12 protein-coding genes and 1 riboswitch are annotated in these 15,616 nt (G+C 71.2%); of the genes, 7 read left to right on the plus strand and 5 right to left on the minus strand.

What is annotated here, in order from left to right:
• Both AB0915_RS20885 and AB0915_RS20890 read left to right on the plus strand, forming a co-directional pair.
• Positions 1–959: SWIM zinc finger family protein (locus AB0915_RS20885; protein ID WP_366692501.1), on the plus strand; the 959-nt coding region annotated here is incomplete at its 5' end.
• Positions 960–978: 19 nt separating this feature from the next.
• A complete protein-coding gene (locus AB0915_RS20890; protein WP_366692502.1) occupies positions 979–2,577 on the plus strand; it encodes a DUF5691 domain-containing protein in 1,599 nt (532 codons plus the stop codon).
• A gap of 168 nt (positions 2,578–2,745) precedes the next feature.
• Here the strand turns inward: AB0915_RS20890 and AB0915_RS20895 are convergent, their stop codons facing one another.
• Positions 2,746–3,159 carry a cobalamin B12-binding domain-containing protein gene (locus AB0915_RS20895; protein WP_358863017.1) on the minus strand — a complete coding sequence of 138 codons (414 nt, stop codon included), beginning with the start codon at positions 3,157–3,159 and terminating at the stop codon, positions 2,746–2,748.
• A gap of 352 nt (positions 3,160–3,511) precedes the next feature.
• Between AB0915_RS20895 and AB0915_RS20900 the strand changes: the two genes are divergently transcribed.
• Both AB0915_RS20900 and AB0915_RS20905 read left to right on the plus strand, forming a co-directional pair.
• Positions 3,512–4,471: an alpha/beta fold hydrolase gene (locus tag AB0915_RS20900; protein ID WP_366692503.1), complete on the plus strand. Its 960-nt coding sequence runs from the start codon at positions 3,512–3,514 to the stop codon at positions 4,469–4,471.
• 422 nt (positions 4,472–4,893) lie between these two features.
• Positions 4,894–6,384 carry a peptidoglycan DD-metalloendopeptidase family protein gene (locus AB0915_RS20905; protein ID WP_366692504.1) on the plus strand — a complete coding sequence of 497 codons (1,491 nt, stop codon included), beginning with the start codon at positions 4,894–4,896 and terminating at the stop codon, positions 6,382–6,384.
• A gap of 123 nt (positions 6,385–6,507) precedes the next feature.
• On the opposite strand, the gene pcrA is transcribed toward AB0915_RS20905, so the two are convergent.
• Positions 6,508–8,961 (minus strand): DNA helicase PcrA, encoded by a 2,454-nt coding sequence (gene pcrA / locus AB0915_RS20910; RefSeq protein WP_366692505.1) that lies wholly within the window; start codon positions 8,959–8,961, stop codon positions 6,508–6,510.
• A 257-nt stretch (positions 8,962–9,218) separates the two neighbouring features.
• Positions 9,219–9,383: riboswitch (cyclic di-AMP (ydaO/yuaA leader) on the plus strand.
• Positions 9,384–9,390: 7 nt separating this feature from the next.
• Between pcrA and AB0915_RS20915 the strand changes: the two genes are divergently transcribed.
• Positions 9,391–10,554, plus strand: a complete 1,164-nt coding sequence (locus AB0915_RS20915) for an NlpC/P60 family protein (protein WP_366692506.1) — start codon at positions 9,391–9,393, stop codon at positions 10,552–10,554.
• 74 nt (positions 10,555–10,628) lie between these two features.
• Here AB0915_RS20915 and AB0915_RS20920 read toward each other — a convergent pair whose 3' ends face one another.
• Positions 10,629–10,982 (minus strand): hypothetical protein, encoded by a 354-nt coding sequence (locus tag AB0915_RS20920; protein WP_366133314.1) that lies wholly within the window; start codon positions 10,980–10,982, stop codon positions 10,629–10,631.
• A 355-nt stretch (positions 10,983–11,337) separates the two neighbouring features.
• Between AB0915_RS20920 and AB0915_RS20925 the strand changes: the two genes are divergently transcribed.
• Both AB0915_RS20925 and AB0915_RS20930 read left to right on the plus strand, forming a co-directional pair.
• Entirely contained in the window at positions 11,338–12,387 is a 1,050-nt protein-coding gene (locus tag AB0915_RS20925; protein ID WP_366692507.1) for a C40 family peptidase, read from the plus strand.
• 273 nt (positions 12,388–12,660) lie between these two features.
• Positions 12,661–13,434, plus strand: a complete 774-nt coding sequence (locus AB0915_RS20930) for a GNAT family N-acetyltransferase (RefSeq protein WP_366692508.1) — start codon at positions 12,661–12,663, stop codon at positions 13,432–13,434.
• Positions 13,435–13,472: 38 nt separating this feature from the next.
• On the opposite strand, the gene AB0915_RS20935 is transcribed toward AB0915_RS20930, so the two are convergent.
• The gene (locus tag AB0915_RS20935) at positions 13,473–14,168 is read right to left on the minus strand and encodes a response regulator transcription factor (protein WP_366692509.1); all 696 of its coding nucleotides are present in this window, start codon (positions 14,166–14,168) and stop codon (positions 13,473–13,475) included.
• Positions 14,165–15,451, minus strand: coding sequence for a PspC domain-containing protein (locus AB0915_RS20940; RefSeq protein WP_366692510.1), 1,287 nt, complete (start codon positions 15,449–15,451; stop codon positions 14,165–14,167). The genes AB0915_RS20935 and AB0915_RS20940 overlap by 4 nt, the downstream gene beginning before the upstream one ends.
• Positions 15,452–15,616: the final 165 nt, after the last annotated feature.

Consider the following 15,616-nt stretch of genomic DNA (forward strand, 5'->3'; position numbering starts at 1 on the left):
ACCCGGAGGCCGCCCGGCGGCGCGCCGAGCGGCGGGCCGGGCGGATCACCGGCGGTGCACAGGAGCTGGAGCAGCGGCTGATGGACCTGGTGCGCGGCGGTCTGGCGGCGGCCGACCAGTCGGGGTACGGGCTGTGGGAGGAGACTGCGGCCCGCATGGTCGACGCACAGGCGCCGGGACTTGCCGGCCGGGTCCGTGAGTTGGGGGCGATCCCGGCGTCCGGCCCCGGCTGGCCGGCGCGGTTGCTGCAGGAGTGCGCGCTGCTGCATCTGCTGGACACCGCCTGGCTGGGCATCGACCGGCTGCCGGAGCCGCTGGCCGCGACGGTCCGTACGCGGGTGGGGCTGACAACCCCCGCCGACGGCCTCCCGGTCCGTGACCGGTGGCTGGTCCTCGCCCAGTACGACACCCCGGACGGCAGGATCGTCACGCGTCGGATCTGGCTGTACGGAAAGGACTCGGGCCGCACCGCGCTGCTGCTGTCCTTCGGAGCGGTCGGGCGCTCCCCCGGGCAGGCCCTGCCGGTGGGCGTCACGCTCGACGCCGAACTCACGCCGTATCAGGGGGCCGGGCAGCTACGGGCGGAGCTGGGCGCGCAGTTCGGTGCGCCGGTACCGTCCGGCACTCCCCCTCGGGGCTCCACGACCGCGGCCGCGGCCGCCGCGTACGGGCGCGCCCTGCGGGACGACCCCTGGCTGGAGTCCTGGCCGACGACGCTGCGCGAGGTCATACCGGTGCCGTCGGGCGACGGCTGGCAACTGGCGGACGCCACAGGCGGTACGGCCCTGCCCGTCGTCCCGTCGGCGCTGTCCCGGCCGGGCCTGTGGAAACTCGTCGCGCTGTCCGGCGGCGCGCCCGTCACGGTGTTCGGCGAATGCGGCCACCGCGGCTTCGACCCGCTCGCCGCCTGGGCCGATGGCTCCGACAGCGGTGCGGCCGAGACCGTACCGCTCATCTAGTGCCCCTGAAGGAGGACCGATGCCCAGTACAACCACCCCGTGGGAAGAGCTCGTCACCTCGGCATTGCTCGGCACCGATCGCCGACCGTCAACGGCGGGCGGCGATGGGGGGCCGGTCGCGCTCCTGGACGCGGCGGCGCTCCAGACCGTGCAGCACAGAGCCGGACTGCTGCCCGCGCCCGCGGCCGCGCCGCCGGGGACGGCGCCCGCCGATCCCCGGCCGCCCCTGCCGCCGGCCGCGCGGCGCAGACTCGCCCAGCTGCTCGCCGACCGGTCGGCGCCGGGCGGTCCGGGCGGCCGCCGCGGTGCCGCGCCGGATCTCACCGAGCTGATCCCGCAGTGGCTGGCCACAGCCGGTCTGCACGGCTACCGGGCTCCGGCGGCGCTGCTCCCGGCGCTGTTGGACGCAGCCCGCGCCCGTACCGACCTGCGGCCGCCGGCCCTGGCGTTCGCCGGGCCACGCGGGCTGTGGCTGGCCCGGCTGAACCCCGAGTGGAAGTTCGCGCTGCGCGGCTCGGCCGGCGGCGCGCAGCGGCCCGAGGTGACGGACCCAAAGGCGGTGCGCAGGCTGTGGGAGGAGGGCTTGTTCGCCGAGCGCGTCGCCCTGCTCGGGGCCGTTCGCGCGCATGATCCGGGGAGCGCTCTCGCACTGCTGACCAGCACGTGGCCGACGGAGCGTGCCGAGGACCGGCTGATGTTCGTGGACTCGCTGCGTACCGGGCTGTCCGGTGCGGACGAACCGTTCCTGGAGCAGGCGCTCTCCGACCGCAGCCGCAATGTCCGCGCGACGGCCGCCGAGCTGCTGTCCGCGCTGCCGGAGTCGGCGCTGGCCGGGCGGATGGCGGCCCGTGCGGCGTCGTGCGTGAACCCGGACCTGACGGCCAGTTCCGCGTCCATCGCCGTGGAGGCACCGCATGAATGCGATGCGGACATGCAGCGCGACGGCGTGGTCGCGGCGCCGCCGTCCGGCCGGGGCGAACGGTCGTGGTGGCTGGGCCAGTTGGTGGAGTCGGCCCCGCTGTCCACCTGGCCGGCGCGGTTCGGCGGGCGTACGGCGCGGGAGATCGTCGCACTGCCCGTCGCCGACGGCTGGGGTGAGGAACTGCACGCGGCGTGGTGCCGGGCGGCGGTGCGGCAGCGGGCCCCGGAGTGGGCCCGCGCGCTGCTGGGCACCCCCTCTGTACCCCCGTCGAACGGCCCCGGCACGGCGTCCCTCGCCGAGCGCTCCAAACTCCTCGCCACACTGCCCGATGCGGAACGGGCCGCGTGGGTGGCCGACTTCATTGCCGCGCACGGGCTGTCCGACGCGTTCCAACTCCTGGGGGTCTGCACGATTCCCTGGGCGGAGCCGCTGGGCAGATCCGTCGTCGACGCACTCGACATCGCCCGCGACGCGGGGAGTTATCCGTGGAGCTTCAGCGGCGTGATGGGCCTCGCCGAGCGTTGTCTGAACCCGGCGGAGGCGGACCGCCTGGAGGTCCTCACGGCGACACCGGACGAGCCGGAGGGCGCGTCGCCGGGAGCCGCCGGCTACTGGTCGGAGGCGTTCCGGCGTCTGGTCTCCACCCTGCGGCTGCGCGCGGCGATGGAGGTGGAGCTGATGCCGGAGGCGATGTAGGGGGTGCGGTGGTGCCGGCGGCGGGTTGCGCGGCCCGCGCCGTGCCGTGTCCTCAATCTCCCCATGGTCTCCAGGGCATGGGGGACCCCTTCGACGGACTCGGTCTCGCACCGGGCAGGCGATTGAGGACACAGGGCACCGGGCGGACGGGCCCCCGGCCCGCCCGGGTCAGGCGTCTGCGGACTGACGGACGTTGGCGTTCACCCAGTCGACGATCGAGCCCGTCGTCGCACCCGGGGTGAAGATCGCCGCGACGCCCTGCTCCTTCAGCGGCGCAATGTCCGCCTCGGGGATGATGCCGCCGCCGAAGACCTTGATGTCCTCCGCCTCGCGCTCCTTCAGGAGCTCGATCACCTTGGCGAAGAGCGTGTTGTGCGCACCGGAGAGGATCGAGAGGCCGATCGCGTCGGCGTCCTCCTGGATCGCGGTGTCCACGATCTGCTCGGGCGTCTGGTGGAGGCCGGTGTAGATGACCTCCATACCTGCGTCGCGCAGCGCCCGCGCGATCACCTTGGCCCCGCGATCATGGCCGTCCAGGCCCGGCTTGGCCACCACCACACGGATCGGACCGGTCACACCCATCACTGCCTCCACATGCGTCTCCCGTGCCGGAAAGGGCCGGGGATGTGAACGAACGTTATCGACAGCATCCCGCAACCCGCCGTTTCGCGGTGGGCCGGGAGGGGGAAATCACACCTGGGACATGTTCGCCAGGCCCCGTTCCCGCATCACGCGGCACACCTGCCGCGCGGGCCACGGAGGCAAGGGGAGCCGCAACGAGGTCGCCGTACCACCGCGCCGTCAGCCGCACGGCACGGTGGTACGGCCCGTCGACATGGTGGTCCGACCAGCCACCCGCGCCTCTGCCACGGCGCCCCATGAGGGCATACGGGGACTTGAGCCGCCTCCCGTGCGCCGAAGCAGGAGGTCGGCCATGAAGGTCCTGCCTTTTCATCCGCTACTGCTGCGCCAGCCGTGTCTGCGCCGCACCTGGCTGTCATCGGCACTGCTGAGAGCCACCGCGCTGGAGCTGGTCGTGCTCGTCGGGCACGTACTCGTCTACCCCTCGGGCATGACCGGGGAGCGGCGTGACGCGACGCCCCCGGCCGAACAGCCGCCCACCGCACCGGCCGGAGCCCGGGCCCTGCCCACCGAGAGCGTCGAGCGGCCGCCCGTCGTGCTCCTGCACGGGTTCATCGACAACCGCTCCGTCTTCGTCCTGCTGCGCCGTTCCCTCGCCCGGCACGGCTGGCACCATCTGGAGTCCCTCAACTACTCACCGCTGACCTGTGACATCCGCACGGCCGCCGAACTTCTCGGCCGGCACGTCGAGGAGATCTGCGCCCGCACCGGTCACCAAGAGGTCGACATCGTCGGCCACAGCCTCGGTGGCCTGATCGCCCGGTATTACGTACAGCGGCTGGGCGGTGACCAGCGGGTCCGCACCCTGGTCACCCTCGGCACACCGCACGGGGGCACGGCTGTCGCCCCGCTGGCGAGTGCTCACCCCATCGTGCGCCAGATCCGTACGGGCTCCGCACCGATCGAGGAACTGCGCAGGCCGGCACCCGGCTGCCGCACCCGGTTCGTGAGCTTCTGGAGTGAACTGGACCGGGTGATCGTCCCGGCCGAGGCAGCCCGCATCGACCATCCGGATCTCGACGCGCTGAATGTACGCGTCTGCGGTATCGGCCATCTCGCGCTCCCCGTGCACCCGGCCGTCGCCGCCGCGGTCCGCCAGGCGCTGGAATCCCGCGCATCAATGGCCGTAGACGCGGAAGGCCCAAGGACCACGGAAGCCTCAGGGGCCGCCCAAGTCGCAGGACCCCCGGGGACCGCCGAAAAAGGAGCCACCGGACCAGCAGGAAACCCAGGAGCCACGTCGGTGGCGTGACCGGTCCGGCCGCACCTGCCCTGAGGCTGCGGTGAGCCCTAACGGCCTCCCCCGCCTTGCAGCTGCACGCACCCGGCCCCGCTTCTTCTCCCACCCCCCATGTGCCGGTCGGTCTCAGCCTTCGATGTCACGAACGAGCATCCGTCACGGTTCGATGGCATGTGCTCAAGGTTCGGCGACAGCGGACAGCAACTCTCCGCCGCCCGAGGCCCATCGAATAGAACATGTTTCGAACATAGAGCCAAGGGTCTGTGCACAGCCCCCGAAAGACGGCCGATTGCCCGTTTCCTGCGAGCCCAGGACCTGACGAAGATTGTCGCCGTCGCGTACTGCCGGGTACAGTCGCGGCCACTGCTTTCCCCTGGGATTCCCCCACCGGGTCCCCAGACCCAGGTCCTGCTGCCGAGGCGAGAGAGAAGTTGGTGAACGACCAGCACCCCCACGCCGGGCATGTCGGTTACGGCAGCCACTCCACGGGCAGCTACGACAGCGACCCGCTCTTCGGCTCCCTCCCGGGCAGCTACGACGGCACGTACGACACCACCGGCTACCGCAGCGGCTACGACATCGGACAGGCCGGGTACAGCGGCCAGTACGACTCCGCCCAGTGGGACACCGGCGCACATCAGACCGCCGCGTACGCCCCCTATGCCGCGTACGGGACCCAGCACCCGCAGCAGTACGACACCACCGCGACCTGGATGCCGGAAGCCCCGGACATCCCCGTGCAGGGCGGCGCTCCGGACACCTCGGGCGAGTGGGACACCAACGGCTGGCACCAGAACGGCCAATGGGCGACGGCCGGGACGGCCGCCTACGACACCGGCGCGTACGACGCCACTGCCTGGAACACCGGCGCCGCGCCCGAGCACGAACAGCAAACCGCGCACACCGCGCACGAGTCGTACGAACCCGAACAGGCCGCGTACGAGGTGTACGAGGACCAGGGTTCCTACGCTCCGTACGAGCCCTACCCGCCGGCCGCGACCACGGAGCCCGCGGACATCACCGCGACCTCCGAGTTCGGCGTCGTCGACGTGGACCCGGACCTCGGCGCCGTTTCGGACGACGCGGCAGACCAGGCAGACCGGGCAGACCGGGCGGTGGACCACCCCGTCGGCATCCCCCGCCCTGCGAGCCGTTCCGTCACCCGCGGCGGCGGTGGCAGCCGCGGCCGGCGTCGTACCCCCGCCAAGCGTTCCGCTCTTCTCACCGTCGCCGTGCCCTCCGCCTGCGTGATGAGCGTCGCCGGTATCGCCGCCGCCTCCGTCGGCGGACTCGGCAGCGGCGGGGACACCAAGGACGACACCATGTCGATGGCGGCCGCCGACCCCGGCAGCGTCAAGCCGGCCGCCGCCAACAACAAGCTGGACACCCAGATCGCCAACGTCAGAGCCAACGCCGAGAACTTCGCCGACCGCGCCAGCCGCACCCAGGAGCGCATCGACCTGAGGGAACGGCAGGCCGCCGAGAAGAAGAAGCGCGAGGAGGAGGCCGCCCGGAAAGAGGCGCTGCGGCCCAAGTTCCTCCTGCCGGTCAAGGAGCACGGCCTCAGCGCCTACTTCGGCCAGGCGGGCGTCAACTGGATGTCCGTGCACACGGGCATCGACTTCCCCGTCTCGTACGGCACTCCGGTGATGGCCGCGACCGACGGCACCGTACGCACCCAGTGGAACAGCGCCTACGGGAACATGGCCATCGTCACCACGGCCGACGGCACCGAGACCTGGTACTGCCACCTCAGCAGCACCAGGATCCGCTCGGGCCCGGTCAAGGCGGGTGACGTCATCGCGTACTCCGGCGACTCCGGCAACTCCACCGGCCCGCACCTGCACTTCGAGGTCCGACCCGGTGGCGGAGCGGCCATAGACCCGCTGCCCTGGCTCCGGAGCCACGGCCTCGACCCAACCTGAGCAGCAGAGCCCGCCACGGCGCAGGCCCTATCCGTCGGCAGGGGGCGGGCACTCGCGCCCGCCCCGCCGGCTCCGGGGCGGACTCCTGGGGTCTTCCGTTTGGATCAAGCCGGACGAGAGGCCCTAGAGCTTCTGCACCGGCGCGTACCGCAGCAGCAGCTTCTTCGGCCGCTCGTCCCCGAAGTCGACCGTCGCCTTCGCCTGGTCGCCGATCCCCTCGACCGCCGTCACCGTGCCGAGCCCGAACTGGTCGTGCGTGACCCGGTCCCCGACCACCAGCGTGACCGTCGGCTTGTCCGAGGTGCGCCGGGTCGCGAAGCCCGAGGGGCCCGAGCGGGCGCGCGACGAGGACAGCGACGACGTGCTCCCCGACGTCGGTCCGGCCGGGGCCGCCATCGGCCCGGTCCGCTTCCACTCCAGGTGCTGGTCCGGGATCTCCTCCAGGAACCGCGACGGCGGGTTGTACGAGGGCTGACCCCACGCACTGCGCATCGCCGCCCGCGTCAGGTAGAGCCGCTCACGGGCACGGGTGATGCCGACGTACGCGAGGCGCCGCTCCTCCTCCAGCTCCTTGACCTGTCCCAGGGCGCGCATGTGCGGGAAGACGCCGTCCTCCATGCCGGTCAGGAAGACCACCGGGAATTCGAGCCCCTTGGCCGTGTGCAGCGTCATCAGCGTGATGACGCCGGAGCCGTCCTCGTCCTCGTCGGGGATCTGGTCGGAGTCGGCGACGAGCGCGACCTTCTCCAGGAACTCGGCGAGTGTGCCCGTGCCCGCACCTTCTTCTCCGGCGGACTCCCCCCGCTCCTGCTCGAATTCGAGCGCGACGGCGGCGAGTTCCTGAAGGTTCTCGATGCGGGTCTCGTCCTGCGGGTCGGTGGACGCCTGGAGCTCGGCGAGATAGCCGGTCCGCTCCAGCACCGCCTCCAGCACCACGGCGGGGCCCGCGCCGGACTCGACGATCGTACGCAGTTCCTCCATCAGCGTGTTGAACCGCTTGACGGCGTTGGCCGAGCGGGCCGCCATGCCGTACGCCTCGTCGACGCGGCGCAGTGCCTGCGGGAACGTGATCTTCTCACGCAGCGACAGGGCGTCGATCATCGCCTCGGCGCGGTCGCCGATACCGCGCTTGGGCACGTTGAGGATGCGGCGCAGCGGAACGGTGTCCTCGGGGTTGGCGAGGACCCGGAGGTAGGCCAGGATGTCCCGGACCTCCTTGCGCTCGTAGAAGCGCACGCCGCCGACGACCTTGTAGGGCAGGCCGACGCGGATGAAGATCTCTTCGAAGACACGGGACTGCGCGTTCGTCCGGTAGAAGATCGCGACGTCGCCGGCCTTCGCGTCGCCCGCGTCGGTCAGCCGGTCGATCTCGTCGGCGACGAACTGCGCCTCGTCGTGCTCGGTGTCCGCGACGTAGCCGGTGATCCGGGCGCCCTCGCCCGCCTTCGTCCAGAGGTTCTTGGGGCGGCGGCTCTCGTTGCGCTCGATGACCGCGTTGGCGGCGGAGAGGATCGTCTGCGTGGAGCGGTAGTTCTGCTCCAGCAGGATCGTCGTCGCGTTCGGGTAGTCCTCCTCGAACTGGAGGATGTTGCGGATCGTCGCGCCGCGGAAGGCGTAGATCGACTGGTCGGCGTCACCCACGACGCAGAGCTCGGCGGGGGCGTCGGCCTCTCCGGCCGGGCCGACCAGTTCGCGTACGAGCGTGTACTGCGCGTGGTTGGTGTCCTGGTACTCGTCGACGAGGACGTGCCGGAAGCGGCGGCGGTAGTGCTCGGCGACGTCGGGGAACGCCTGGAGCAGATGGACCGTCGTCATGATGATGTCGTCGAAGTCCAGTGCGTTGGCCTCGCGCAGCCGGGACTGGTACATCGCGTACGCCTGGGCGAGCGTCTTCTCGAAGCCGTCCGCAGCCTGGCCGGCGAAGGTCTCCTCGTCGATCAGCTCGTTCTTCAGGTTCGAGACCTTGGCCGTGAACGACTTCGGTGGGAAGCGCTTCGGGTCGAGGTCCAGATCGCGGCAGACCAGGGCCATCAGCCGCTTGGAGTCGGCCGCGTCGTAGATCGAGAACGACGAGGTGAAGCCGAGCCGCTTCGACTCGCGGCGCAAAATCCGGACGCACGCGCTGTGGAACGTCATGACCCACATGGCGTTGGCGCGCGGTCCGACGAGCTGCTCGACGCGCTCCTTCATCTCGCCCGCGGCCTTGTTGGTGAAGGTGATCGCCAGGATCTGGCCGGGGTGCACGCCGCGCTCGGCCAGCAGGTGGGCGATGCGGTGGGTGAGCACCCGGGTCTTGCCGGAGCCCGCGCCGGCGACGATGAGCAGCGGCGATCCGGCGTGCACGACCGCGGCGCGCTGCTCGGTGTTCAGCCCGTCGAGCAGGGCAGCGGAGTCGATGGCGGGGCGGTGGGCGCCGTCCCGGTAGTACGCGTCCCGAGGCGGCGGGGGCGCGTCGAACACGCCCGCGAAGAGGTCCTCCGGCACCGCTTCGGGTGCGGAGTCCTCGGGGGGCGGCGGGGGTTCTTCCTCCGGGTGCTGGAGGCCGGCCAGGAAACTGTCGTCAAAGAGGCTGCTCATCGCCTCACGAGTCTAGGGCGACGCACCGACACTCTGCGGCCGCATGGAGAAGCGCGACCGGAAGGCGCCTACGTACGGGGAGCAGCCACCCACGCCCCGTAAGGAAATCAGGGCCCGGACCACGCCTTCCGGCCCCTCTACACCAAGGTCACGAAAACGTATCGGGCATATCGAACATCAACCTTCACAGCGGCAACACGGTTGGCTAGCGTGCTCCCTCGGGCGGCCCGTACCCCCTTGAGGCGAACCACGCCGAGCGGGCTCCCACGCCGAATCCGCGCTGCCCACAGGGGAGTTCGGAACCGGGGACCCATAGGAAAAACCGGGGTGAATCGGTCCAAATCCCCACTCGGACCGTAGGGCAGCCTTCCGTTCCGCCCGAACCCGACAGCTAACCCGGTAGGCGGTCCACGGAAGGAGACGCCGGCTTTGGCATCGCACCGCAAACCGCGCAGCCGGGCACGCACCACCACCCCCGCCGTCGGGCTCACGACGGCCGCACTGGCAGGGGTGACCCTGCTGTCGACCCAGAGCGCCATGGCCGCTCCGGGCGCACCCAAGCCCAGCATCGAGGACGTACAGAAGAAGGTCGACGACCTCTACCGGCAGGCGGGCACCGCGACCCAGCAGTACAACAGGGCGAAGGAGGCCTCCGCCACGCAGCGCGGCAAGGTGGACGCCCTGCTGGAGGACGTGGCCGAGCGCGCCGACAAGCTGAACGAGGCGCGCAGGACCCTCGGCAACTACGCGGCCGCGCAGTACCGCACCGGCTCCATCGCCCCGACCGCCACCTTCTTCCTGGCCGACGACCCGCAGTCGTACTTCGACCAGAACCAGCTGATGAACCGGATGACCGCCCAGCAGCAGAAGGCGGTCACGGACTTCCGTACGCAGCAGGCAGCGGCGGCGAAGAAGCGCACCGAGGCGGTGCAGAGCCTGGAGACGCTCACCGAGTCCCAGGCCACGCTCCGGACCAGCAAACAATCCGTCCAGAAGAAGCTGGGCGAGGCGCGCGCGATGCTGTCGAAGCTGACGGCCGAGGAGAAAGCGCGGCTGGCGGCGCTGGAGCGCGAGAAGGAGGCGGAGGCCAAGCGCAAGGCGGAGGAACTCGCCCGCCGGCAGGCCGCCGCCAAGGCCGAGGCGGACCGCAAGGCCGAGGCGGCGGCGAAGGAGGCCGGCTCCACCGGCGGCACGGGCACGGGGACGGGCGCGGGAACCGGGACCGGCTCGGACACCAGCGCCACCTCGAAGGCCGAGAAGGTTCTCGCCTTCGCCCGCGCCCAGATCGGCAAGCCGTATGTCTGGGGAGCCACGGGCCCCTCCTCCTACGACTGCTCGGGGCTGACCCAGGCCGCCTGGAAGGCGGCGGGCGTCGACATCCCCCGCACCACCTGGGACCAGGTGGAGGTCGGCACCCGGATAGCCACGGCCGACCTTCAGCCGGGCGACCTCGTCTTCTTCTACGACGACATCAGCCACGTCGGTATCTACAAGGGCGACGGCATGATGATCCACGCCCCGAAGCCGGGGGCGAACGTCCGCGAGGAGTCGATCTACTACATGCCGATCTACGGCAGCGTGCGCCCGGCGTAGCGGCGGGCCCTCATGCGCGAGTGAGCCCCTGCCGGACCCGGCAGGGGCTCACTCGCGCATGTGCGTGGTCCGGCTCAGGTCCAGAGCATCGCGATGAAGATATTGGCGACCGTCAGTCCGCCGACCGCCGCGAACACGCCCTTCTCGGCCTTCTCCTCGTCCCGCTTGATGTAGACCAGCGCGAGGATCACCACCAGGACCGCCAGCTTCACGCCGATCTTGATGTTGTTGACCGAGTGGCCGTCGGCCTGGTTGAGCCCGACCAGCGCGACGCCGGTGACCAGCATGGTCAGCGCGCCGTGCAGCATCGCCGGGACGAAGCGTGCCGTGCCCGCGCCCATCGCCTTCATCTGGGTCAGGAAGCCGCCCAGGAGGGAGGCGATACCGATGATGTGCAGCGCGACGAAGACATTGATGAGTACGTCCATGAGGCAGCAGCCTAGCCGGGGCCATATCACCCCTCTTCGGCGAGGTGGGGGCTCCTTGGTATTTCGCTTGCATCTGCACCGAGTGCCCGACTCTGGTGTAATTTTCCAGTCACTCAACGACACCTCATCGCCAAATTCAGGCAATAACCGTCATTGCGACTCTTCCCAGCGCCCCGGGCTTAGCGTCCCTGTCCAGGTGGCCGGCTTCACCACCGCTCCGCACCCGGACGGCAGCCCGGTCACCCCGCCGAGAAATCCGGCGGCGGGCCGCTCCCCCTGTTGGCGTCCCGCCGCCGGACCTCAGCGGCCCGCCGGTAGGCCCCGACGGGCAGTCGACGCAAGGAGCCCCGCCCCCGTGGCAGCGCATCGGAAACCCAGGCAGCGTCCGCACCCCGGCTCCGCCGCCCGCACCGCAGCCACCCTCGCCTTCGCCGCGGCGGCGACCGCCGCCGCCCTGCCGGGCTCCGCGCACGCCGAACCACAGCCCACCCCCGCCCGGATCAAGGCCGCGGTGGACCGGCTGTACCACGACGCCGAGGTCGCCACCGAGCAGTACAACGGCGCGAAGGAGAAGGCGACCGCCGCCGCCAAGTCCCTGAACGCACTGCGCGACGAGGCCGCACGCAGGACCGAACGCCTCAACGCCTCCCGCGACGCACTCGGTTCGCTCGCCGCCGCGGAGTACCGCACCGGCGGCCTCGACCCCGCCGTGCAGCTGGCGCTGTCCTCGGACCCCGACCAGTATCTGCAACGGGCCTCGTACGTGGACCGGGCCGTCGACCGCCAGGCAGCCGAGGTCTCCCATGTGCAACGGCAGGTCACCGAGATCGCCCAGCTGCGCGCGGAGGCGAAGGACGAGCTGGCGGACCTCACCGCCCGCCGGGCCGACCTGAAGAAGCACCGGGCGACGGTCAGGGCCAGACTGGCGGAGGCCCAGAAGCTCCTCGACACCCTCTCACCCGCGGAGCGCGCCGAGTTCGAACGCTCGGACACCGCCCGCGCCGCCGCCCGCGCGAATCGCAGCGCCCCGCGCTTAGGCACCGCCCAGGCCCCCAACGCCCGCGCCGCGGAGGCCATCGCGTTCGCCTACGGGGCGCTCGGCAAGCCGTACGTCTGGGGCGCGACCGGACCGTCCTCGTTCGACTGCTCCGGGCTCACCCAGGCCGCCTGGCGCTCCGCCGGCGTCTCGCTCCCCCGCACCACATACACCCAGATCAACGCCGGCCGGAACATCTCCCGCTCTGAACTCGCCCCCGGCGACCTGGTGTTCTTCTACTCCGGGATCAGCCATGTCGGTCTCTACATCGGCGATGGACAGATGATCCACGCGCCGCACCCCGGAGCGCCGGTCCGCATCGCGCCGATCGACAACATGCCCTTCGCGGGAGCGACCCGGGTCGCATAGGCTCCCTTGCTGCACAGTTCGCAGTCCTGAGAGGGGCTCACCAAATGGGAGTCCGATCAGCTCGCGGCGTCTGGTGCGTGCGCTCGCAAGGCGTCGGAAGGTCCTCGGATGGGGTCTCCCCTGCTCGAACGGAGCCGAGAGCTTGAGGAAAGAGCTACTAGGGCCTTTCGGCAACGCGGCGAGCGTGCGTGCCAGACGCCGCGAGCCGGGCGCCCATTTGGTGAGCCCCTCTGAGTCCAAAGTCCCGCCGGACCGGTCGAAGGGGAACCCCGTATGCCCATGGACACCGACGTCCAGACCTACGCCCAGACACTCGCCCTCCGCTCCCCCGGCCACCTCCGGGTCGGCCCGTTCACCGTCCGCCACAACCCGAACTGGTCGCTGAAGTACGCCAATTACCAGATCCCGGACCGGGACGCCGAACCGACCGCGACCGACGTGCAGGAGCTGATCGCCGCATTTCGCGAACGGGACCGGATGCCGCGCCTGGAGTATCTGCCTGGCTGGGCATCCGCGGTCGAACCCGCCCTTCTCGCCGCCGGGTTCACCGTCGAGGACCGCCCGCCGATCCTGGCGTGCACACCCGGCGGCCTCCTGCCGCCGAAGCCCGTCGACACCCTCGTGCTGGCCGAACCGGCCACCGACGCCGAGTTCGACGCCGCCGCCCGCGTACAGCACCACGGGTACGGCGGGACCGGGGAGCCCGAGGGCGGCCAAGCCGCGTGGCTGCGCGACGCGGTGACGGGCGGCGGAGTGGCGGCGCTCGCCACCCTCGACGGCACCCCGGCGGGCGCGGGCGGCTGCTCGGTCCCGGTCGACGGCCTCACCGAACTGACCGGTCTCGCCGTCGCCGACGCCTTCCGCCGCCGCGGCATCGGTGCCGCACTATCCGCCCATCTGACCGCGGCCGCGTTCGCGCGGGGCTGCCGGGTGGTGTGGCTGGAGCCGGCCGACGCCGCTGTGGAACGGATCTACGCGGGCATCGGCTACCGAAGGGTCGGCGAGAAACTCAACATCTCCGTCGACCCCGAACGGGAGAACAGCTGACTCACGGCCTCCCCCACGGCAGGGAGTGGGGGAGGCCGTCAGACCAGCCGTCGGGCCGTCGCCCACCGCGTCAGCTCGTGCCGGTTCGACAGCTGGAGCTTCCGCAGCACCGCCGAGACATGCGACTCGACCGTCTTCACCGAAATGAAGAGCTGCTTGGCGATCTCCTTGTACGCATAGCCGCGCGCGATCAGCCTCAGCACCTCGCGCTCGCGCTGTGTCAGCCGGTCCAGGTCCTCGTCGACCGGGGGTGCGTCCGTCGAGGCGAACGCGTCGAGGACGAAGCCGGCCAGCCGGGGCGAGAACACCGCGTCGCCTTCCTGCACCCGGAAGACCGAATCGACCAGGTCGGTGCCAGTGATCGTCTTGGTGACGTAGCCGCGGGCGCCGCCGCGGATGACACCGATGACATCCTCGGCGGCGTCGGAGACGGACAGCGCAAGGAACCGCACCGAGTTCTCGACCGTGCCCATCAGCGGGGCGCAGCGGCGCAGCACCTCGACGCCGCCGCCGCCCGGCAGGTGCACGTCGAGGAGGACGACCTCGGGGCGGGTCGCCGTGATGACGGTGACCGCCTGGTCGACGTCGGCGGCCTCGCCGACGACCTCGACACCGGTCTCCTCGGTGCGGCCGATCTCGGCCTGGACTCCGGTGCGGAACATCCGGTGGTCGTCGACGAGCACGACCCGTACCCGGCGCTCCGGGCCCCCGGCCGTTTCGGTGGTCTCCGTCATTCGCTCGCCCTCTCCATCTCCAGCTCGACTTCCGTGCCCCCGCCGGGCACCGAACGCAGCCGCGCCGTACCGCCGTTGCGCTGCATCCGGCCGATGATTGATTCTCGTACGCCCATTCTGTCCCCCGGTACGGAGTCCAGATCGAATCCCGGGCCCCGGTCGCGCACCGAGACGAAGACCGTGCGGCCCTCGACCTCGGCGTAGACCTGCACGGCGCCGCCCTCGCCACCGTACTTGGCGGCATTGACCATCGCCTCGCGTGCGGCCTGCATCTGCGCGGCCAGCTTCTCGTCCAGCGGGCAGTCGCCGACGACGACGACCTCCAGCGGAACCCCGTGCTTGTCCTCGACCTCGGCGGCGGCGCGCTTGACCGCCTCGGCGAGGGTCTCGGGTTCGTCGTCCTCGTCCTTGCCGGTGCCCTCGGGGTTGTACAGCCAGTTGCGCAGTTCGCGCTCCTGCGCGCGGGCCAGTCTGCGGACCTCGCCCGCGTCCTCCGCGTTGCGCTGGATCAGGGTGAGGGTGTGCAGCACCGAGTCATGGACATGGGCGGCGACCTCGGCGCGCTCCTGGGCCCTGATGCGCATCGTGCGTTCCTCGGAGAGGTCCTGGGTCATGCGTACGAGGTAGGGACCGGCCAGTAGCGCGATGCCTGTGAGGACGGCGATCGCCGCGGTCAGGACATTGCCGAGCTGGGCCGCGGAGCCGCGTACCACGATGAACACGGCGAGTCCCAGGCCGACCAGGGCGACCCCGGCCAGCGCCCGGGCCAGATGCAGGACCCGGCGGCGACCTCCGACCTCCATCCAGCGGGCCCGGCGGGCGTTGTCGGCCTGCCGCCACACCAGGACGGAGCCAGCGCCGATCAGCAGCGTCGGCCAGATGTAACGGTCGGCCTCGCTGCCCATGTCGACGTTGCCGACGAAGATGACGGCACCGATGAGGAGCGCGAGGAGAGCGAACACCTGCCCCTTGTCGGGCTTGCGGATCCTGCGCCGGCCGTCGGGAGCCGTCTCGAAGACGGAGCGCGGAGCCTCGACACCGCCGACGCCGAGCGGGACGACGATCCAGAACACGGCATAGAGCAGAGCCCCGAGGCCGTCCGCGAAGAACAGTCCGAGGAAGACGAACCGCACCCAGACGACGGGCAGCCCGGCATGTCCGGCGAGACCGCGCGCGACGCCGCCGAGCAGCCGTCCGTCGGCGCTGCGGTACAGCTTGCGCAGCGGCGGCTCCTCCGGGTCGGCGCTGAGGGAGCTTGCGGCTCGGGGTGTGGCGGTCGGCATGCCCCGATCGTCACATGGCGGGTGTGCGCGGCGGTATCAGGGTCTGCCCCCACTTCGACCCTGAGACGGGCAGGTCGCACCCGCCGCATGCCGCGACGGCGCCCTTCAGGGTCCGGGGGAACCAATATCAGGGATCGGCCAGGGTCGGCCCGGGTCCCGTCGGCG

Origin of the sequence: Streptomyces sp. NPDC048411, assembly GCF_040704695.1 — a bacterium.
GTDB lineage: Bacteria > Actinomycetota > Actinomycetes > Streptomycetales > Streptomycetaceae > Streptomyces.

What these genes read in the sequence shown, in the direction of transcription:
- AB0915_RS20895 (WP_358863017.1), bottom strand. Translation starts at nt 3,159, where the DNA reads ATGGGTGTGACCGGTCCGATCCGTGTGGTGGTGGCCAAGCCGGGCCTG.
- AB0915_RS20935 (WP_366692509.1), bottom strand. Translation starts at nt 14,168, where the DNA reads ATGACGGAGACCACCGAAACGGCCGGGGGCCCGGAGCGCCGGGTACGG.
- AB0915_RS20890 (WP_366692502.1), top strand. Translation starts at nt 979, where the DNA reads ATGCCCAGTACAACCACCCCGTGGGAAGAGCTCGTCACCTCGGCATTG.
- AB0915_RS20900 (WP_366692503.1), top strand. Translation starts at nt 3,512, where the DNA reads ATGAAGGTCCTGCCTTTTCATCCGCTACTGCTGCGCCAGCCGTGTCTG.
- AB0915_RS20930 (WP_366692508.1), top strand. Translation starts at nt 12,661, where the DNA reads ATGCCCATGGACACCGACGTCCAGACCTACGCCCAGACACTCGCCCTC.
- pcrA (WP_366692505.1), bottom strand. Translation starts at nt 8,961, where the DNA reads ATGAGCAGCCTCTTTGACGACAGTTTCCTGGCCGGCCTCCAGCACCCG.
- AB0915_RS20920 (WP_366133314.1), bottom strand. Translation starts at nt 10,982, where the DNA reads ATGGACGTACTCATCAATGTCTTCGTCGCGCTGCACATCATCGGTATC.
- AB0915_RS20940 (WP_366692510.1), bottom strand. Translation starts at nt 15,451, where the DNA reads ATGCCGACCGCCACACCCCGAGCCGCAAGCTCCCTCAGCGCCGACCCG.